Source organism: Ruegeria sp. BC5 (genome assembly GCF_056539205.1).
The window spans coordinates 376,108-395,775 of sequence record NZ_JBQFUN010000001.1; the positions used below are offsets into that span (position 1 = coordinate 376,108).

The window sequence follows — 19,668 nt, forward strand, 5'->3', positions numbered from 1 at the left end:
CCGGGGTCTTGAAGCGCGGACACTCGCAAGTGTCAACCCACTTGTCCAGCGGTTTCAGGCCTCGGTCGCGGCGTCCACAGGCGGGAGTTTGCCATTGGCGCGGTGCTCTTCGATCTTCACCTCATCCCACAGCGCATCCATTTCGGCCAAATCACTTTGCGACGGCGTTTTCCCGTGCGCGGCAAGACGTGCCTCGACCTGTTCGAAACGCCGCGTGAACTTGGCGTTGGTACGGCGCAGGGCGGCTTCGGGTTCGATGCCCAGGTGACGGCCCAGATTGACCATCACGAACAGCAAATCTCCAAACTCGTCCTCTAACGCATCGGTATCCATGCTGTTGCGGGCCTCTTCCAGCTCAGCTGCCTCTTCGGTGATCTTGGCGAGTACATGGCTGGCATCGGGCCAGTCGAATCCCACGCGGGCGGCGCGTTTTTGCAGCTTATGGGCTCGCAACAGGGCTGGCAGGTTCGCGGCCACTCCGTCCAAAGCGCCTTTTTGTTCCTTGCCCTCACGCTCGGCTGCCTTGATGGTTTCCCAATCCACCGTTTGCTGTTCCGCAGATTTGTCGCGGGATTCGTCGCCGAACACATGCGGGTGACGGTCGACCATCTTGTCCGACATGGTGCGCACCACGTCCTGAAAAGTGAAATGTCCAGCCTCTTCAGCCATTTGCGCGTGGAAGACGGACTGGAACAGCAGGTCACCCAGCTCACCCTTCAGTTCGTCATAGGCGTTGCGTTCGATGGCATCGGCGACCTCATAGGCTTCTTCGATCGTATAAGGGGCGATGGTGGCGAAATCCTGTTCGATATCCCACGGGCAGCCTGATTCCGGGTCGCGCAGGCGGCGCATGATTTCCAGCAAACGCTCGATACCCGCTTCGCTGTCGTGGATCAGAGGATTTTCGGCCATTGCGAACCCTTTCGTTCCGGTGTCAGATGCATCCATTCCGCAGTCAGGATCAGGAGTCCACCCCAGATGCCCGTCGTCAACCGAATTGCCGATTTCTCTGCCGATATGGCCGCATGGCGCCGGCACCTGCATTCGATCCCTGAATTAGAGTTCGAATGTCACGAAACATCTGCTTTCGTCGCCGACCGACTGCGCGAGTTCGGTGTGGATGAGCTGCATGAGGGCATTGCCAAGACGGGCATAGTGGCAATCATCAATGGGCAGGGTGAGGGGCCGACCATCGGCTTGCGCGCCGATATGGACGCCTTGCCGATCCCTGAGGAGACGGGCGTATCTTACGCGTCCAAAAACCCCGGCAAGATGCACGCCTGCGGGCATGACGGGCACACCACGATGCTGCTGGGTGCGGCCCGCTATCTGGCCGAGACGCGAAATTTCCGCGGTCGCGTGGCGCTGATCTTTCAACCCGCCGAAGAAGAGGGCGGCGGGGCCGGTGTCATGGTCGAAGAAGGGATCATGGACCGGTTCAACATCTCTCAGGTCTACGCGCTGCACAACGCGCCCGGATTTGTCGAAGGGTCTTTTTATACCACGCCGGGGCCGATCATGGCGGCTGTGGACACGTTCGAGGTTCATATTCAGGGCGTCGGAGGCCACGGCGCCATGCCGCATGAAACACGCGATCCGGTGATGGCGGCCTGTGGTATCGCGCAAGCGATACAGACTATTGTCAGCCGCAACCACTATGCGCTGGATGATCTGGTGGTCTCGGTCACGCAAATCCACACGGGAACGGTGAACAATGTGATCCCTGATACGGCCTTCATCAACGGTACAGTCCGGACGTTTGACCCTGCTGTTCAGAAGATGGTGATAGAGCGGATGGAACAGATCGTGCAGGGACAGGCGACCTCGTATGGGGTCACGGCGCGGCTGGACTATGAAAAGAACTATCCCGCCACGATAAACGACGCCGAAAAGGCTGGTTTCGCAGCCGATGTCGCGCGCGACATCTCGGGCGCTGACCAGGTAACCGCCAACGCTGGGCGTGAGATGGGGGCCGAGGATTTTTCCTATATGTTACAGGCACGTCCCGGTGCCTATCTGTTCCTGGGGCAGGGTGAGGGCGCAGGGCTGCACCACCCCAAATACAACTTCAATGACGAGATCGCGCCGGTTGGCGCCTCGTTCTTTGCACGGATTGTCGAAAAGGCGCAGCCTTTGGGCTGATGGGGGGAAGACATGGCACTGGAAGACGCAAAAAATCAGGTGGATGAGGCATTCACCAATCCGGACCTCAAAGGGTTATCGTTCGAAAACACGTTCGGCGGCGCGACGTCATTCCTGCGGCGGCTCTATACCAAAGAGCTGAAGGGCGTAGATATTGCCGTGACCGGCGTGCCGTTCGATCAGGCCGTGACCAACCGCCCTGGTACCCGTCTTGGCCCCCGCGCAATTCGCGAGGCCAGCGCGCTGCAATCTCCGGATGCGCCTTACGGCTGGCCCTTCGACGCGCTCAGCGAATTGGCAATCGTGGATTACGGAGATATGGCCTATGACTACGCCAATATCCCTGCCTTTCCCGATACGTTGACGGATCATATCCGTACTATTCTGGCGGCCGACGTGGCCTCGGTTTCGTTGGGCGGAGATCACTATATCAGCTTTCCGATTCTAAAAGCCTATGCAGAGAAGTACGGGCCAATGTCGCTGCTGCAATTCGATGCGCACACGGACACATGGGCCGATGACGACATGTCCCGCGTCGATCACGGGACGATGTTTTACAAGGCGGTGAAATCGGGGATCGTGGACCCTAAACGCTCGGTCCAGGTGGGTATTCGCACTACGAATGAGGACACGCTGGGCGTCAACATCATAGACGCGCGCGAGGTGTATGAATCTGGTCCTGCCGCCGTGGCGCAAAAGATCAAGGGTATTCTGGGCGACAGCCCCGTTTACCTGAGCTTTGACATCGACGGTCTGGACCCGGCCTTCGCCCCCGGCACCGGCACGCCCGTCTGGGGTGGGCTGACTTCGATACAAACGCAGATCATCCTGCGCGACATTGCCGGCATCAACATCAAAGGGGGGGACGTGGTCGAGGTCTCTCCGCCTTTTGATACGTCCGGTGCCACGGCGATTGCGGGCGCGCATGTGGCGACGCAGATCATTTGTCTGCTGGGGTGGAATAAGCTGGTCTCGGATTAATTCAACAGGCTTAACCATTGGTTAGACATCTTTCCGATATCTGGTTAACCAAAAGGCCGGACGGGAGAATGACGGGAATGACAGAATATAACCAACCCATCAGCGGCAATGATCTGGCGCGGTTTTCGGGACCGAACACGTTTATGCGCCTGCCGCAGGTGGATTCGCTTGCCGGGTTGGACGTGGCGGTGCTGGGCATCCCGATGGATATTGGCACCTCTTGGCGGTCGGGGACGCGGTTCGGACCCAAGCAGATCCGCAGCGAAAGTGCGATGATCCGGCCCTATAATATGGCCACGTTTGCGGCCCCGTTCGACAGCCTTCAAATCGCGGATATCGGCGATCTTGCGATCAATACATTCTCGTTGGCCGACAGTCTGAAAATCATCAAGGAAAGCTATGATGCCATCCTGGCACAGGGTGTGACGCCAGTGGCAATGGGGGGCGATCACTCGATCACCCTGCCGATCCTGCGGTCAATCGCTGCCAAACACGGGCCGGTGGCACTGGTCCATGTCGATGCCCATGCAGACGTGAATGATGAGATGTTTGGTGAAAGAGAAACGCATGGCACGGTTTTCCGCCGCGCCTACGAAGAGGGGCTGATCGTCCCTGATAAAACCTTTCAGATCGGCATTCGCGGCTCGGGCTACGCAGCATCGGATTTTACCGAGGCTAAGGGCTGGGGCTTTCGCCAATTCCCTGCTTGGGAGCTGTGGCAGCAAAATCTGACCGTGACAGGTGCCCAGATTCGCAAAGAGATCGGCGAGCATCCGGTTTACATCTCGTACGATATCGACAGCCTGGACCCTTCTATCGCCCCAGGCACCGGCACACCCGAGATTGCAGGGCTGACCACGCCACAGGCTTTACAGCTGATCCACGCGCTGGCGGGTATGAATGTGGTGGGCTGTGATCTGGTCGAGGTTTCCCCTCCGTATGACGCTACCGGCAACACCGCACTGACAGCGGCGAACCTGCTGTTCGAGATGTTGTGCATTCTACCTGGCGTGACGTCACGATAGCGGCAGTGGCGCCTTGCCACGACCAGCGATCCGAATATTGTTTTGCAAAGCGATGGGATCGGGATGAAAAGAATGTTTTTTTGGGGATTGGTTGCCTGCTTGATCGCCATGGCTGCCATTCGCTCAGCCCCATCAGACCCCAATCGTTGGCACGTCGCTCCTGTCGGAGACACGGATCGCGATATGCCGGGCGGCGTGTTTAGGGTGATCGAAAGTGACCCCGACCGTTTTGCGCGTCTGCATGAAATCGTGACAGATACTCCCCGAACCTATGTGCTGGCGGGATCCGTGCGAGAGGGGATGGTCACTTACATAACGCGCAGTAAAGTATTTGGCTTCCCAGATTACACCACGATTCAGCAGGATGGAGACACTCTACGCGTCTACGGTCGGTTAAGATTCGGTCGGCGAGATTTCGGGGTAAACCGAAACAGAGTCGATGGCTGGCTGGCTGCTTTGCAGCCCTGAGGACAAACACCCCTCTTGCACTTCGCGCCACATGGGGACGTTCAGGGACATTTGGCACTGGGCGGTGAACATGCGGCCGTCGACTTGTAGGCAGATCATCTCACCCAACTCGATGCGCGTTCCGGATTTGTCGGTGCAATAGCAGTCCTGTACCTTGCCTCCGGGACCGACGACATCGGCCATGGCCGGGGCTGCGCACAACAAAATAACAAGTGCCAAACGTGTCATAGCGTCAGCTTAGCACAGGGACGGCTCTTGACCAAAGCGCCGGATTAAGAGACACCGCGCGGATGATCCCCGAAGAACGCCTTGAACAGATAACTCAGCGATTCCAGTATCTCGAAGCAGCCATGGCAGATGGCGCCTCGGGCGGGGATATTGCGGCCTTGGCCAAGGAGTATTCTGATCTGAAGCCGGTCGTGGATCAGATCATGGCGTGGCGTCAGCTGGTCGCCGATCTGGCTGAAGCTGAAACGATGCTGGCCGATCCCGACATGAAAGAGCTCGCCGAGGAAGAAATCCCTGAGCTTCAGGCCCGTATCCCGCAGGCCGAACAAGCCCTGCAACTGGCGTTGTTGCCGCGGGACAAGGCCGATGCGCGTCCAGCGATGTTGGAAATCCGCCCTGGAACGGGCGGGGATGAGGCTGCGTTGTTCGCGGGCGATCTGCTGCGCATGTATCAACGCTATGCCGAAGCGCGCGGCTGGCAGTTTGAGATCATTGAAGAGCAAGCCTCGGACCTTGGTGGTATCAAAGAGGTGGTGGCCCACATCAAGGGCGACAATGTCTTTGCCCGCATGAAATACGAATCCGGTGTACACCGCGTTCAGCGCGTGCCCGAAACCGAAAGCGGTGGGCGGATTCATACCTCGGCAGCCACCGTGGCGGTTCTGCCCGAGGCCGAGGATGTGGACATTCAGATCGACGCCAATGACATTCGCATCGACACGATGCGCAGTTCGGGCGCGGGCGGACAGCACGTTAACACGACGGATTCGGCTGTGCGGGTCACACACCTGCCCAGCGGTCTGGTGGTGACGAGTTCCGAGAAGTCTCAGCACCGCAACCGTGAAATAGCGATGCAGGTCCTGAAAACGCGCCTGTATGATCTTGAACGCCAACGGATCGACAGCGAACGATCCGCTGATCGCGCCAGTCAGGTAGGCTCGGGCGACCGGTCCGAGCGGATCAGGACGTATAATTTTCCGCAGGGGCGGATGACGGATCACCGCATTAACCTGACACTCTATAAGCTGGATCAGGTGATGCAGGGCGATCTGGATGAGGTGATCGACGCGCTGACCGCTGACGATCAGGCCCGTCTGCTGGCCGAGATGGCACAATGATCGCTGCGTTGACTGCCGCCCAGGCCATGGTTGCCGCCACCGCCCGCTTACGCGCTGCTGGAGTCGATGATCCGGCACGTGATGCGCGGGTTTTGCTGGCCCATGCCGCACGGATAGAGGCCAGCCGAGTCACGTTGATTGCGCCCGAGGAACTGTCACCCGAGATTGCCGAACGGTACGATCACCTGATCTCGCTGCGGGCTATCCGCGTGCCGGTGTCGCACTTGCTGGGAGAGCGCGAGTTTTATGGTCGCAGGTTCCGTGTCAGCCGAGATGTGCTGGACCCGCGCCCTGAAACCGAGACACTGGTCGAGGCGGCGTTAAGCGAACCGTTCGATCATGTTCTGGACTTGGGCACAGGCTCTGGCTGTATCTTGATTACTCTGCTGGCCGAGCGCACCAGTGCTTCGGGTATCGGTGCGGATCTAAGCGAATCCGCCTGTCTGCAAGCCAGCGCCAATGCGGTGCAGCATCAGGTGCAGGACAGGGTCGAGATTTTACGCTCGGATTGGTTTGAAAATATCGAAGGGTTGTTTGACCTGATTGTTGCAAACCCGCCCTATATTTCGCTGGAGGAGATGCAGGACCTGTCCCCCGAGGTGCGTGAACATGAACCGCGTATGGCACTGACGGACGAAGGGGACGGGCTGGGCGCATACCGCCATATTGCCGCCTCGGCCCCGGATTTTCTGATGCCCGGCGGGCGGATTCTGGTTGAAATCGGACCGACACAGGGTAAGGCCGTTGCAGCCCTTTTCCATGCGGCTGGACTAGTTGATGCAGGGGTTATCCCCGATCTGGACGGTCGAGATCGTGTTGTTGTCGCCAGAATGCCGTAAAATTGGCGCATGATGAGGCTGAAATGCGCCGATCAATGTAAAAAAGCTGCGAATTTTTGGACAAACCTCTTGTCTGTAGGCGCTGGACATGCTTACTCAGAGTTAGTCGGAGAGGTTGACGCTGTTTCAGCGGGCCCCTGACGCCAAGCCCAAAAAAGTCGACATCGCGTGACGGCTAATGCCATTGAGCAGTGCAGGACGCGACTTGATCGGCACCGAATGACAAGGCTGACGTAAAGTACGATGAGATCTTCTAAATCCCGCTCGCGGGCCAAGAATAACCGCAATCGCCCCTCTGGCGGCAACGTTGTTAACCGGGTTTTCGATAGTTCAGGCCCCGAAGGCAAGGTGCGCGGCACGCCCCAGCAGATCATTGACAAATACAACCAGCTGGCGCGCGACGCCCAGCTAGGTAACGACCGTGTGGCAGCTGAGAACTTTCAGCAGCACGCCGAGCATTATCTGCGTCTGCTCAGCGAAGCGCAGCGCGAAATCGAAGCGCGCCGCGAAGAGCAAGAGCGCCAGAATCGCGAACGTCAGGCCGAGCGCGACCGGGAACGTGCCGAACGACAGGAGCGCGAAGCGGCCCGTCAGGCCGATCCCGCCGAGGCACCGCAACCCGACGTGATGGATTTCGGAGCCGAAGCTTCCGCCCCCGAATCCGGTCTGGTCGAGACCCCGGAAAGCAAAGATGCCGCCCCGGTGGTCGATGCGCCCGAGAAATCGGAGAAGAAAGAAAAACCTGCACGTCGCCCGCGTGCGCGCAAGCCCAAGGCTGCACCGGTTGAGGATGCCCCTAAAACGGATGGGGATGCGCCAGAAGCGGCGGAATAAATAAAGACCGCGAAATTGCGAAAGCCTTGGATTAATCCGGGGCTTTTTCTTTTACTCTTAGCTTTTTTTGACTTCGCGCGCTAAAGCACAAAACGCCTCAAGCGGGACCTGTTCGGCCCGTTCGGTGGGCTGGATACCAGCTGCGAGCAACCTGTCTTCGATATCCGATGCAACACCTTTTAACGATGCGCGCAGCATTTTCCGGCGCTGGTTAAAGGCAGCCGCGACGACGCGTGACAGTGTGGCAGCATCGGCCGGATAACGCGGCTCGGGCAGGGCGGTCAGGTGAACAACGGCGCTGGAAACCTTGGGTGGAGGGGTGAAGGCACCAGGCGGCAATGACATGGCGATCCGCGCCTCGGCCCGCCATTGGGCGAGGATGGCGAGGCGGCCATAGGCCTTGCTGCCAGGTTGGGCGACGATACGCTCGGCCACCTCACGCTGGAACATCAGGGTCAAGCTCTGCCAGAAGGGCGGCCATTTCGGTGGAGTTAACCAGCGAACCAGCAACTCGGTGCCGACATTGTAGGGCAGATTGGCTGCGATGCGAATCGGTGGAGTCAGGTGCGCCAGCGGGTCGATTTCAAGCGCATCGCCGTTGATCACCTCAAGCCGACCGGGGTAGGCGGCTGCGATATCGTTCAGAGCCGCGATGCAGCGTGTGTCTTTTTCCACCGCCACGACCTTGCGTGCGCCCTCTGACAACAACCCACGGGTCAGGCCTCCGGGGCCGGGGCCAATTTCCAATACGTCGCATTCCGTAAGATCTCCGGCCTGACGGGCGATCTTGGCCGTCAGGTTCAGGTCCAGCAAAAAATTCTGCCCCAGCGACTTGCGGGCCGAAAGCTGGTGGGTCGCGATGACTTCGCGTAGTGGAGGGAGATTGTCGATTGCACTCATGATCCGGTTGCCGTGACGCGGGGTGCGCCGATGATTTTGCCTTTGGTTGGGGTATTTTCAGCCAACAGAAGGGTCAAGCGCTTTGTGCCATGCGTTGGGCCAGCTTAAGTGCTTCGATCAGGCTGGTGGGTGTGGCGATGCCTTGGCCTGCGATATCCAGTGCGGTGCCGTGATCGGGTGAGGTGCGGATAAAGGGAAGGCCAAGCGTCACGTTGACCCCGCGATCGAAATCCAGCGTTTTGATCGGGATAAGTGCTTGATCATGATACATCGCAATCGCTGCGTCATAACGGGCGCGCGCAGCGGCGTGGAACATCGTATCGGCAGGGTGTGGCCCGGTAACGGTATAGCTGTCGTCAGGGAGGTCGGCGATCAGGGGCGCGATCCAGTCCAACTCTTCATGGCCCATCTTCCCGCCTTCACCGGCATGGGGGTTCAGACCCGCGATGGCAATACGAGGATGCGCGATACCGAATTGATTGCGCAGTCCTTGGACGGTGATTGCGATGGTGTCGTGCAGCAGGTCCGGGGTCAGAGCCGAAGGCACCCGGGACAGCGCGATATGGATGGTTGCTGGCACCACGCGCAATTGCGCGCTGGCCAGCATCATGACCACCCGGTCCCGACCGGCCAGGGCGGCGAGAAATTCAGTATGGCCGGGATAAGCGAAGCTGGCGCCGTCGATCAGGGCTTTCTTGTGGATCGGCGCGGTACAAAGCGCCGAGGCCGCACCGGATTGCACCAGCGAAACACCGCGCTCAATAGCGGCGATGACTGAGGGCGCGTTGGCCGGATCGGGTTGGCCGGGGACATTGGGCGCCGGAAAATCCAATTGCAGAACCGGCAGCGCCGAGGCGCTGATTTTAACAGATTCGGACGGGTCAGTTATGCGAACAACCGGCGTTCCCGGCGGCAAGTGGGTTGCATCACCGATATAGAAGAAGGGACATGTGTCGCGAAGGTCCGACCACGCTTTAGCTGCGATTTCCGGGCCTATTCCGGCCGGGTCACCACAGCTGAGCGCGATCGGGAATGTCATTGCTCGACGATGTTTGCTTCGGCGCGCAGCTGCGCCACAAGGCTGTTAGCAAAAGCCTCGAGACGTTGTTGCGTCAGCGCGTTGGCAACGTCCACTCGCGAAGTCTCTTCGCCCAGATCACGGGTGCGGGTGCAGAGCATCAGGAACATCAGGGTCTGGCCATTTTTGCGGGTCAGCGTGGTGGACACCTCATTCAGGTCAAGCTTGGCAAGCTCCAGCGCCACGTCACGCGGAATCTCACCGGGGCTGGCCTGAATCCGTTGCAATACTTCTGGTGGTTGGTCCTTGGCGATGCCGTAGAGGTCATCGCAGGTGTCAATTTCTTCTCTGAGTTTGGCCGCCCGTGCCAGGGTTTCAGCACTACGGCCACCGGCCATATTATAGATCGCGTAGTCTATCTCGGAATAGTTGGTCGCGCTGGTCGCGACCTCACGCAGTCCGCGCATCTGGAACAGCGCAATGGCGTTGGGCAACGAAAGCGGCTGTGTGATCTCTCCGTCCTTCAAACCCAGGATCACCGGTTGCAGTGCTGGCGGCAGGCTGGTGAGGCTCAGCCAGTCAAGTCGTCCACCATCATCGCGGGTGGCTGCCGCTGAATATTGTGTGGCTGCGGCGGAAAACGAGTCAAACCCCTGCAGTTGGGCAATCTCTTGGGCAAGCAGATCAGCCTGGGCAATGGTTTGCTGGTTCACTGGGATAATGATTTCGGACAGCAGCACCTGCAGGCCACCGCTGTCAGTTTGACCCAGGGCGCGGTTGATCTCGTCCTCGGACGGGCGAGCCTGTGACAGGAAACGCGCACTGACATAGTCGCGCCAAGCAACCTGATCGGCCACGAAATCCCGAACGGTTTCGCGATCAACACCCTGATCGGCGAGCAGTTGCAGGAACCGGTCAGTCGACAATTGCCCACGCGCGGCAAATTCGTCGATGCCGACCTGAATGTCTTCGGGGGCTGCCTGGATTCCGGCCTCGCGCATAATTTGGCGGCGCAACCTTTCGTCGATCAATGCATCACGGACTTCGGCGTCGGACGCACCGGGGGCACCCAGTGCGGTCAGGAATTGTTGCCGTTGTGACAGCTCGTACCAGGTGATGATGTCTTGATTGACTTTGATCGCCGGGGAAAACAGGCTTTGGGCACCAGCTTGTGGCGACGTCAAAGCCAGCGCAGCCCCGATCAGCATAGGGGCGACCGGTTTAAGCCAACCGGAGCGGAGGAAACTGGTGAAACCTGAAATCAACTGCATCTTCTCTTGTACTGTTGGCCGCCACTGTTAACGGAGTACCCCGTCAAGGCTACGGTAAAGCCGAATTCTGTCGAAGGCTCAATACTTGATGATGAAGTAAAGCGCCTACTGACATTCATGTTAACCTGTACGCATTCATTCTGATACGTCACCCCCAACCCATAGCGGATCGGTTCGGATTCGCTTAGGTCATAGCGCGCCAGGGCCCGTGTGTTCCAGTTCTGATCCACCCGGTAACGTCCGGTCAACCGAACTTCGGAAATCTCGTCGTCGATACCTTCAGCTGGGTCCGGCTCTTGCCAGCCATAGCTTCCGGTGAAGCCGACCCGCGGCTGTTGCCAGCCGACCCGCAGTTCGGCTTTGGAAAAGCTGAAATCTCCGTTCAACAAGCCACGGCCGGCCAGACGCCAGCCGTTATTGGTTTGAATCTGACCTGCCAGCAGCAAGTCTGAGGTTGTCCCCTGCAAGCCCGAGGTCAGGTTGAAACTGGGGTCAGCATCTGCACGGTACACCTGACCTATCGTGGCAAGAGCCCGCCAGCCGCCGGCTGCATAGCGGGACCAGTTCAGGCCCACAACGCCGGTCACGCCGTCTTCGCGCCGGTCGGGGGCTGGAAAGCGGGACAGGGACAGCAAGTTACCCTGATCGAATTCCTGAAACGTACTTTCGTCATTTGGCACGTCATCGTCCGAGACATGAGTCCAGCCGATCTGGGCAATCGGTTCCAATATCTGCGTCGCCCCTGATGACTCGCGCTTGCGCATCGGATAACGCAGTGTCAAAGCCGCACGTGGCGTGGTGCGCGTTACGTTGTCAGGGAAATCGCTGTCGTGACGAATGTTGAACGCATCGACCGACGCGCCAGCTCGCACCTCAGCCCGAAGGCCCGACGCAAAAGTCCAGTCGCGCAACCATTCGGCATCAAAGGTGGCACGAGCAACGTCACGCCCGACGATATCCTCGTCACTGGTGCGCTCATGCGCGTGAGTAACAAAGCCCAACCGAACCTCGCCGCCCACAGAGGTCGGGAACAGACGCTTTTCATAATAAAGATCGAAGATCCGTGACGGGATTTCGTCCTGTTCCTCGCTATCGCGCAGGGTTTTATAGTGGGTGAAACTGGTACGGAACGCCGTGTCGCGTTTGATCCGTTCCAGCGCAACTTCGCTACGCAGCCGATCCAGATCTGGCAGGCCATAATCGGCCAGATAAGCATCGTCTGACGTTGTTCTGATGTTGAAAAGGAACCGATAACCGTCGTTCAGGTTGAACCAGCCATTGGCAAACAAGTATCCGCGATCTTCACCCGGCTGCAGATCATCGCGGGTATAGGCGCCCTCAAGCTGGATGCGCCCCCTTTTAAAGGCCTGTCGATAGCGAAACCCAAGTGTATTGGTCTTGGACGAGACATAGGGCGTCAGTGTCAGATCCTTGTGGTCACCCAGCTTGATGAAATACGGCACCTGGACGCCAGTGCCCAACTGCGAGGTGGTTCGGATCGACGGTACCAAGAACCCGGTGGCCCGCTCGAGCGTCGGGTCCGGCAGTCGCAGATAGGGGAAATAGAACACTGGCACATCCAGCACCCGAAGCTGCGCCCCTTCAAAATAGAGTTGCCGTTCCAGTTGATCATGCGTGACCTTGCGGGCGCGGATCTGCCAGATCGGCGGTTTGCCATTCGCGCAGACATGGCACGAGGTGGCCGAAACTTTGCTGAACTGCGTATACCTGCCCGCCGCGCGCGTGGCCTGAACCGAAGCAATCTGCACCTGCTGGTCGAACACCATCCGCGCGCCGATCAGCAGGCCATTCTGAATACCGTCATCCAGTTCGGCCGAGTCCGCCAGGATTGTCGTATCACCGGCCTGATCGATGCGAATCGGCCCCTCAAGTGTCAGCGCGCCGGTATCGCGGTCATAGGTGATGCGGTCAGCGGTGATTTTGATGTCACCCTGAAAAGCTTCGACATTGCCTTCAGCCACCAGCACGCGTTCGGGTGTGATGAAGATTTCGTCAGCCACCAGCAGGGCGGGCTGGTCCTCTTGCTGGGTATCCTGCGCCGGGCCAGGGGCTGATTGGGTCTGGGCGGCGGCACCTGTTGGCATTGCCAGAGCCACAGCGCCGGACAGCAAAAGACTTGATATGAGCCGCATCAGCCGTCCTCCGCATGGAGAAGAAGGCCAAGGGAAAGAAGAATGGCTGCAAAGGGCGGAGCCCAGGCTGCGACGAAGATTGGCAATTGACCGTTTTCTCCGAGTATTTGGGCAAAGTTGCGAACGAAGTAGATTGAGAATCCCAAAAGCACTGCGGACAGAACCGCGATACCGGTGCCACCAAAACGGACATGGCGCATGGTAAAGGCCGCGCCGATCATCACCATGGCCACCAGAAAAAGCGGTCGCGCAAGTTGAACCTGCAACCAGACCTCATATTGCTTGGTGGAAAATCCGGCCTCGCGGAGATCACGGATAAGCTGCGGCAAGTCGTAGACGGATACGGAATCCTGCTGGCCCAGTGTGTCCAGAATGCGCTGGCGCGTCAGCGTGGTGGGAATTTCGATGCGCTGATGTGTTTGAGCCGTCGCCTCGGGGTTCATATCATCCGCCAGAGACCAGATCTTGGCATTGTGCAATATCCAAGACCCGTTCGACAGCTGTGCCCGATTGGCATTGATTTGCTGTGTTGGTTTACCATCCGGCGAAAATGTAACGATCGTTACGCCGGTTAGTTCCAACGCATCCGCATTCGTGGTGCCTCGCGCGTGGATGACCGATTGCCCATTTTCCGAACCCTGCCGCAACCAAAGCCCCTCGCTGGTGATCGACAGCGCCGAGTTGCCTTTGTCTTTGTAGGCATCAGACAGGCGTCGGTACTCCTCGGACGTGGCGGCGGTGATCGGGTTCAGCAAGGCCACCGCGAGGGTCCCAATGATCAATGCCAACGTGACCGGAGCCAGCAGCGCCCGGATACCGGACCGCCCGATGGCGCGTGTCACCACCAGTTCGGAATTGCGCGCCAAGCCGATGAACAATGCAATGGTGGCAAGGATAACCAGCAAGGGCAGCATCTCGCTGATCGCTGCGGGTGAGTTCAGCAAGGTCAGGTGCAGCAGCGTGCCAAAGGACAGCCCCTCTGAGTTGAACCGGCGGGCTTGTTCGACCAGATCGATCAGAATCAGCAGCGTTAGAAAAATGCCGCCAATGACCAGAAAGCTTTGCATGAACCGGCGGGCGAAATAGCGGTCGAGGATCACGATTGTGCCTCCGCCTTGATCCGGCAGCAGGTGAAATCGGCACCGAAACGGCCAGAATCACCTTCGCCTGCGCGGATGCGCAACGGCATATGCCTGCCCTGTCTCGCCAATTCGTTCTCCCCCGATCCTGCCGGAATTTTTCCGCGACTGTAATGCAATTGGCACGCGGGGAAAACTGCTATCTGGTCAAGCCGCGCGGTGCGGGCTAGGTCTTGGGGAACAGTTTTTGAGGAGTTCGCAATGAGCAGTCTTGTCCCGATCCGGTTTCAGCCCTTTGATACGGATGCAATGGCGCAAGCCGAAGGCCGGGTGGCGGTAATCATCCCATCGGACGGCAAGATGAGCCCCGCGGTGCGTCGGGCCAACCGTCTGACCCGTGGCGCGGTGGCGCGTCTGGTGGAAAGTTCCCGGTTTGAAAAGGTAAAGACGGGCGATGTGATCTCGATGGCCTGGCCTGGTGGCATGGCGGCCGAGGCGCTGGATATCGTGATCCTGCCCCGCCGTCCTGATCCGGCCGAGGCCCGCAAGGCGGGCGCGACGCTGGCCAAGCTGGCAGGGGGCAAGGACGTGCTGGTGATGGCAGGCAATCAGGTCCGGACCGAAGATCTGACGATGGGCATCGTGCTGCGTACCTATGATTTCGACGCGCACAAGACCAAAGAGGCGGAAGAGGTTGGCACCGTCACCATCAGTCACCAGAAACCCGACGAGGTCGAAGCCGCCTTTGCCCCACAATACGCCGTGGCCGATGGGGTGCGGATGACCCGTGATCTGACCAACGAGCCTGCAAACGTCCTGACCACCACTGAATTCGCCGACCGTTTGGCCGAGATGGCGGAGCTGGGCCTTGAGGTTGAGGTTCTGGAAGAGGACACACTGGCCGAGTTGGGCATGCGTACGCTGCTGAGCGTCGGGCAGGGTTCGGTCAGCCCCTCGAAGGTTGTGGTGATGCAGTGGAACGGCGGTGACAAGGACGACGCGCCACTGGCTCTGGTGGGTAAGGGTGTCGTGTTCGACACCGGTGGTATCTCGCTGAAGCCCGCAGGCGGCATGGAAGACATGACCATGGATATGGGCGGTGCCGGCGTTGTTGCTGGCACCATGCGTGCGTTGGCTAAGCGCAAGGCCAAGGCCAACGTGGTCGGTCTGGTCGGACTGGTCGAAAACATGCCGTCCGGCAATGCCAGCCGTCCGGGCGATGTGGTCAAGTCGATGAAGGGCGACACGGTTGAGATCATCAACACCGACGCCGAAGGGCGTTTGGTTCTGTGCGATGTGATGTGGTACACGCAAGAGCGGTTCCAACCGGTGGGCATGATCGATCTGGCCACGCTGACCGGCGCGGTGATCATTGGTCTGGGCCACGAGAATGCCGGTGTATTTTCCAACAATGACACGTTCTGCGATGCCTTCCTGAAATCGGCCAAGGCCGAGGATGAAGGCGCGTGGCGCTTGCCGCTGGGCGAAGGGTACGACAAACAGTTGAAGTCGCGCATTGCTGATATGAAAAATGTCGGCGGTCGCCCGGCAGGGTCGATCACAGCGGCGCAATTCCTGCAGCGTTTTGTGAAAGAAGAAACGCCTTGGATTCACCTCGATATTGCGGGTGTGGCCTCGGTGTCGTCGGAAACATCCTATGCGCCCAAAGGGGCAACCGGCTGGGGCGTTCGCGCGCTCAGCCGTTTGGTGCAGGATAACTTCGAGTAATCGTATGGGTGCCGTCTATTTCTACCACCTGACCCGTCAGCCCTTGGAACACACCTTGCCGGTGCTGCTGGACAAGGCGCGGCAGGCTGGGTGGAAGATTGCCGTGCGGGGCACAGATCCGGCACGGATGGACTGGCTGGATGAAAAGCTGTGGCTGGGGCCCGAGGACGGGTTCCTGCCACATGGGCGCGAAGGTGGCCCGCATGACGCGGCGCAGCCTGTTTTGCTGACGACCGGGCCAGAGGCAGCCAATGAACCGGCCTGTGTCATGGCCGTGGACGGCGCGCCGGTAAACGCCGACGAGGTGGCTTCGCTGGAGCGTGTCTGCATCCTGTTCGATGGCAATGATGATATGGCTGTCCAGCAGGCGCGCGGCCAGTGGAAAGCACTAACTAGCGCGGGTTGTTCGGCGCAATACTGGTCCGAGGAATCGGGCCGGTGGGAGAAGAAGGCCGAGACTTAAGAGGCTGATCTTAAAAGCTTTCCGGAGACTGACAAATGGAAACAAGACCATTAGGCCGCACGGGAATTTCGGCGACAGACTTATGTCTGGGTACGATGACCTTTGGCACACAGACGTCCGAGGCGGATGGTCACAAGCAGTTGGATATGGCGCTGGCAGCCGGGATCAATTTCGTTGATACGGCGGAGATGTATCCGGTGAACCCGATCGCAAGGGAAACCGTCGGTCGAACCGAAGAGATTCTGGGCAGCTGGAACGCTGCCAACCCGTCCCGTCGTGCAGATTACCTACTGGCAACCAAACACTCGGGGGCAGGGTTCGCCCACGCCCGCGATGGCGCGCAGATTTCGGGAAAGACGATCCCCGAAGCGATCGAAGGCTCACTGCGGCGGCTGAACACGGATTGCATTGATCTCTATCAGTTTCACTGGCCGAACCGCGGCAGTTACATGTTCCGGCAAAACTGGAATTACGCACCTTCGGGGCACAACACCAACGAAGTATTGGACAACATGCAGGATTGCCTTGAGGCCCTGCAAGTGCAGGTCGACAAGGGTAATATCCGCGCCTTTGGACTGTCCAACGAAAGCGCTTGGGGTACGGCGCAATGGCTGCGGATTGCCGAGCAGATGGGCGCGCCGCGTGTGGCCTCGGTTCAGAATGAGTATTCGATTCTATGCCGGCACTTCGATACGGACATGGCGGAACTCAGTGTGCATGAAGATGTGGGCTTGATGGCCTTTTCTCCCTTGGGGGCGGGATTTCTGACCGGCAAGTATCAGGGTGATGCGGTGCCCGTCGGATCACGTATGTCGCTGGTTCCCGAGATGGGCGGGCGCACCGGTCCACGCGTGTTTGGTGCCGTGACGGCTTATCTGGAGATTGCTGAGCGGCATGGGTTGGACCCGGTGCATATGGCACTGGCCTGGTGTCGGACGCGGCCGTTCATGATGTCGGCTGTTTTCGGCGCGACCTCGGTGGCACAGCTGGAGCATATCCTGGCCGGTAAGGACTTGCGGCTGTCCGATGAGGTCGTGGCAGAAATCGGTCAGGCGCACCGAACGCATCCGATGCCTTTTTAGGGGGCTCTGCCACCGACGCACTGCGCGCGCGCGCCCCGAGGTATTTTTAGCCAGATGAAGAAGATCTCGTCAGTGATGGGTGGGCTGGATGCGTTCCTGCCGCAGGTCACGGGCCGAGAGGCCGTGTGCGGTGCGGAAAGCACGTGCAAAGCTGGATTGTGAGGCGAACCCCGTAGCCAGGGCCACATCCATCAGCGGCATGTCCGTGTCGGTAACCAGGCGGCGGGCCTCGGCCAAGCGTAACTGCAGATAGTGGTCTTGCGGCGTTGTGTTCAGGCGCAGGCGAAATTGCTGCTGTAGGGTGCGGGGGCTGGTGCCGAGGGTTTCGGCGATGTCCGCCAGTGGCAGCGGCTCGTCCAGCGAAGATTCCATCAAGGTGTTCGCCTTGGCCGTCAGCGCCGTATGGCGGTGTGGGGCACCGGTCCGGCTTTGCGGTTTTGTGGGCTCGGGCGCACCGTCGTACAGGAAAAGACCCGAGACGCGGGCAGCAAAACCGGCACCGTGGCGGGCGGCGATAATGTGCAGCATCATTTCGACCGCTGGGATAGCGCCACCTGAGGTCAGGCGATTGCCGGATACGGTGAAACGATCGGGGCGAACGTCAACATCGGGGAATCGGGTGGCGAAATTGTCCAAGTCTTCCCAGTGAGTTGTGGCGGCGTGTCCATCCAGCAGGCCAGCCTCGGCCAACAACCAGGGGCCTCCGTCGATGCCCGCCATGGTGGCACCAGTGCCCGCAATACGGCGCAGTCCGGCCAGCAAACTGGGTGTGGCGTGTCGGGCCAGTTGGAATCCCGCGACAACGATCATCAGATCGCAGCTTTGCAACCGTGCCAGCGGAACACCCGGTACGTTCAGTGCGCTGGTCAACATCGCGGGTTCTGTCGTTGCCGTCACATAATCCCAGTCGAAAGCGGGACGATCCGCCAGACGGTTGGCAGCCCGCATTGGATCAACGGCCGAGGCGAAGCTGAGCGTGTTGCATTCGTCCAGAACCAGCACAGCCGTTTTCAGGGCGCGATGTTCGGGTTGGAGTATGTTTTTTGCGGATTTCATCAAGTTCGATTCGCATTCTGGCAAGTGTTTCCACAAGGCTGCGTCAGAGTCGGGGGTGAACGCAAATCGGAATCCGTGGAGAAGCCTGGGGAAAACTCACGGCAAAACCGGGTATAACTTGGGGAAAACACAATGCCTCTGGAAATGAACCGCGAAGTCTTCATCACTTGCGCCGTTACCGGCTCGGGAGGGACACAGGATCGCAGCCCACATGTGCCGCGCTCACCCAAGCAAATCGCCGACAGTGCGATTGCCGCAGCCAAGGCCGGGGCGGCGGTGGTGCATTGCCATGTACGCGACCCTGAAACCGGTGTACCCAGCCGCCGTCTGGACCTGTATCGCGAAGTCACGGACCGCATTCGCGAGGCTGAGGTTGACGTCGTTCTGAACCTGACCGCCGGGATGGGTGGGGACATGGTGTTTGGCCCAAGCGAATCTCCGCTGCCGCTGCGCGAGGACGGGACTGATATGATCGGTGCAGCCGCGCGGGTCGAACATGTTGCGGAATGCCTGCCGGAGATCTGCACGCTGGACTGCGGCACCATGAACTTTGCCGAAGCCGATTACGTCATGACCAACACGCCGGGCATGCTGCAGGCGATGGGTCGGATGATGACACATTTGGGCGTGAAGCCCGAGATCGAAGCCTTTGACACCGGCCATCTGTGGTACGCTAAGCAGCTGGTGAAGGACGGTGTTCTGGACAGCCCGGCTTTGGTGCAACTTTGCATGGGCGTGCCGTGGGGCGCGCCGGATGACTTGAACACCTTCATGGCGATGGTCAACAACGTGCCGGATGACTGGACGTTCAGCGCGTTTGCTCTGGGCCGCAATCAGATGGCTTATGCCGCGGCGGCTGTATTGGCGGGCGGCAACGTGCGCGTCGGGCTTGAGGATAACCTGTGGCTGGACAAAGGCGTGCTGGCCGAGAATTGGCAACTAGTCGAACGCGCCGGAACCATTATCGAGAACATGGGCGCGCGGGTGATCGGTGCGCAGGAAGTGCGCGAGAAATTGGGTCTGGTGAAACGGGCGCCAGTGGCGAAGTGAAGCCGTTCTGGTTGGTGTGCTTGATTTGTGCCGGGCCACTGAGTGCGGAAACTCCTGATGCTGTCGATGAATATTTGGCGATCCAGACGGGGCTGTGTGCACAATTGAAGGAAAACGTCTTTTCGGTGCCATTTTGGATACATCGGCACAGCCTGGGTGGATGTCGCGTGAACAGCGTACAACCACTTTCGGCGACCTATGTTCTTGACGTGGTTTGCGAAGATGAAGGTGAA

19 protein-coding genes are annotated in these 19,668 nt (G+C 59.3%); 11 read left to right on the forward strand and 8 right to left on the reverse strand.

Annotated elements, in window-relative coordinates; genetic code table 11:
- Positions 1-54: 54 nt before the first annotated feature.
- The gene (gene mazG / locus ACR0LY_RS01965; RefSeq protein ID WP_170348953.1) at positions 55-912 is read right to left on the reverse strand and encodes a nucleoside triphosphate pyrophosphohydrolase; all 858 of its coding nucleotides are present in this window, start codon (positions 910-912) and stop codon (positions 55-57) included.
- A 66-nt stretch (positions 913-978) separates the two neighbouring features.
- On the opposite strand from mazG, the gene ACR0LY_RS01970 reads away from it, so the two are divergent.
- The 4 genes from ACR0LY_RS01970 (at position 979) to ACR0LY_RS01985 (ending at position 4,616) form a co-directional block, all read left to right on the forward strand.
- The gene (locus tag ACR0LY_RS01970; RefSeq protein ID WP_170348952.1) at positions 979-2,142 is read left to right on the forward strand and encodes a M20 aminoacylase family protein; all 1,164 of its coding nucleotides are present in this window, start codon (positions 979-981) and stop codon (positions 2,140-2,142) included.
- A 12-nt stretch (positions 2,143-2,154) separates the two neighbouring features.
- Positions 2,155-3,123, forward strand: coding sequence for an agmatinase (gene speB / locus ACR0LY_RS01975; RefSeq protein WP_170348951.1), 969 nt, complete (start codon positions 2,155-2,157; stop codon positions 3,121-3,123).
- 77 nt (positions 3,124-3,200) lie between these two features.
- Positions 3,201-4,148, forward strand: coding sequence for an agmatinase (gene speB / locus ACR0LY_RS01980; RefSeq protein WP_170348950.1), 948 nt, complete (start codon positions 3,201-3,203; stop codon positions 4,146-4,148).
- Positions 4,149-4,256: 108 nt separating this feature from the next.
- The gene (locus ACR0LY_RS01985) at positions 4,257-4,616 is read left to right on the forward strand and encodes a DUF1499 domain-containing protein (protein WP_480640739.1); all 360 of its coding nucleotides are present in this window, start codon (positions 4,257-4,259) and stop codon (positions 4,614-4,616) included.
- Here the strand turns inward: ACR0LY_RS01985 and ACR0LY_RS01990 are convergent.
- On the reverse strand, positions 4,542-4,799 hold the full coding sequence (locus tag ACR0LY_RS01990) for a hypothetical protein (protein WP_480640741.1): 258 nt from the start codon (positions 4,797-4,799) through the stop codon (positions 4,542-4,544). The two genes, ACR0LY_RS01985 and ACR0LY_RS01990, sit on opposite strands and share 75 nt — an antisense overlap.
- Before the next feature lie 107 nt (positions 4,800-4,906).
- Between ACR0LY_RS01990 and prfA the strand changes: the two genes are divergently transcribed.
- From prfA to ACR0LY_RS02005, 3 genes are all read left to right on the forward strand, one after another.
- Positions 4,907-5,962 carry a peptide chain release factor 1 gene (gene prfA, locus ACR0LY_RS01995; RefSeq protein WP_170348947.1) on the forward strand — a complete coding sequence of 352 codons (1,056 nt, stop codon included), beginning with the start codon at positions 4,907-4,909 and terminating at the stop codon, positions 5,960-5,962.
- A complete protein-coding gene (gene prmC / locus ACR0LY_RS02000) occupies positions 5,959-6,801 on the forward strand; it encodes a peptide chain release factor N(5)-glutamine methyltransferase (protein ID WP_170348946.1) in 843 nt (280 codons plus the stop codon). The genes prfA and prmC overlap by 4 nt, the downstream gene beginning before the upstream one ends.
- 243 nt (positions 6,802-7,044) lie before the next feature.
- A complete protein-coding gene (locus tag ACR0LY_RS02005; RefSeq protein WP_170348945.1) occupies positions 7,045-7,635 on the forward strand; it encodes a DUF4167 domain-containing protein in 591 nt (196 codons plus the stop codon).
- A gap of 57 nt (positions 7,636-7,692) precedes the next feature.
- On the opposite strand, the gene rsmA is transcribed toward ACR0LY_RS02005, so the two are convergent.
- The 5 genes from rsmA to lptG form a co-directional block, all read right to left on the reverse strand.
- Positions 7,693-8,535 (reverse strand): 16S rRNA (adenine(1518)-N(6)/adenine(1519)-N(6))-dimethyltransferase RsmA, encoded by an 843-nt coding sequence (gene rsmA / locus ACR0LY_RS02010; RefSeq protein WP_170348944.1) that lies wholly within the window; start codon positions 8,533-8,535, stop codon positions 7,693-7,695.
- A gap of 73 nt (positions 8,536-8,608) precedes the next feature.
- Complete coding sequence (gene pdxA, locus ACR0LY_RS02015; RefSeq protein ID WP_170348943.1) at positions 8,609-9,574, reverse strand: 4-hydroxythreonine-4-phosphate dehydrogenase PdxA; 966 nt, start codon at positions 9,572-9,574, stop codon at positions 8,609-8,611.
- Positions 9,571-10,824 carry a peptidylprolyl isomerase gene (locus ACR0LY_RS02020; RefSeq protein ID WP_170348942.1) on the reverse strand — a complete coding sequence of 418 codons (1,254 nt, stop codon included), beginning with the start codon at positions 10,822-10,824 and terminating at the stop codon, positions 9,571-9,573. Before ACR0LY_RS02020 ends, pdxA begins: the two co-directional genes overlap by 4 nt.
- Entirely contained in the window at positions 10,815-12,977 is a 2,163-nt protein-coding gene (locus ACR0LY_RS02025) for an LPS-assembly protein LptD (protein WP_170348941.1), read from the reverse strand. The genes ACR0LY_RS02020 and ACR0LY_RS02025 overlap by 10 nt, the downstream gene beginning before the upstream one ends.
- A complete protein-coding gene (gene lptG, locus ACR0LY_RS02030) occupies positions 12,977-14,077 on the reverse strand; it encodes an LPS export ABC transporter permease LptG (protein ID WP_170348940.1) in 1,101 nt (366 codons plus the stop codon). Before lptG ends, ACR0LY_RS02025 begins: the two co-directional genes overlap by 1 nt.
- 240 nt (positions 14,078-14,317) lie before the next feature.
- On the opposite strand from lptG, the gene ACR0LY_RS02035 reads away from it, so the two are divergent.
- From ACR0LY_RS02035 to ACR0LY_RS02045, 3 genes are read left to right on the forward strand one after another with little or no spacing between them, the layout of a single operon-like run.
- Positions 14,318-15,784 (forward strand): leucyl aminopeptidase, encoded by a 1,467-nt coding sequence (locus ACR0LY_RS02035; RefSeq protein WP_170348939.1) that lies wholly within the window; start codon positions 14,318-14,320, stop codon positions 15,782-15,784.
- Between the two features lie 4 nt (positions 15,785-15,788).
- Positions 15,789-16,247, forward strand: coding sequence for a DNA polymerase III subunit chi (locus ACR0LY_RS02040; protein ID WP_170348938.1), 459 nt, complete (start codon positions 15,789-15,791; stop codon positions 16,245-16,247).
- A gap of 35 nt (positions 16,248-16,282) precedes the next feature.
- Entirely contained in the window at positions 16,283-17,329 is a 1,047-nt protein-coding gene (locus ACR0LY_RS02045; RefSeq protein ID WP_170348937.1) for an aldo/keto reductase, read from the forward strand.
- 69 nt (positions 17,330-17,398) lie between these two features.
- On the opposite strand, the gene ACR0LY_RS02050 is transcribed toward ACR0LY_RS02045, so the two are convergent.
- The gene (locus ACR0LY_RS02050) at positions 17,399-18,385 is read right to left on the reverse strand and encodes a GlxA family transcriptional regulator (protein ID WP_170348936.1); all 987 of its coding nucleotides are present in this window, start codon (positions 18,383-18,385) and stop codon (positions 17,399-17,401) included.
- Positions 18,386-18,517: 132 nt separating this feature from the next.
- Between ACR0LY_RS02050 and bcoG the strand changes: the two genes are divergently transcribed.
- Positions 18,518-19,435 (forward strand): 3-dehydrocarnitine:acetyl-CoA trimethylamine transferase BcoG, encoded by a 918-nt coding sequence (bcoG, locus tag ACR0LY_RS02055; protein WP_170348935.1) that lies wholly within the window; start codon positions 18,518-18,520, stop codon positions 19,433-19,435.
- Positions 19,436-19,668 lie beyond the last annotated feature (233 nt).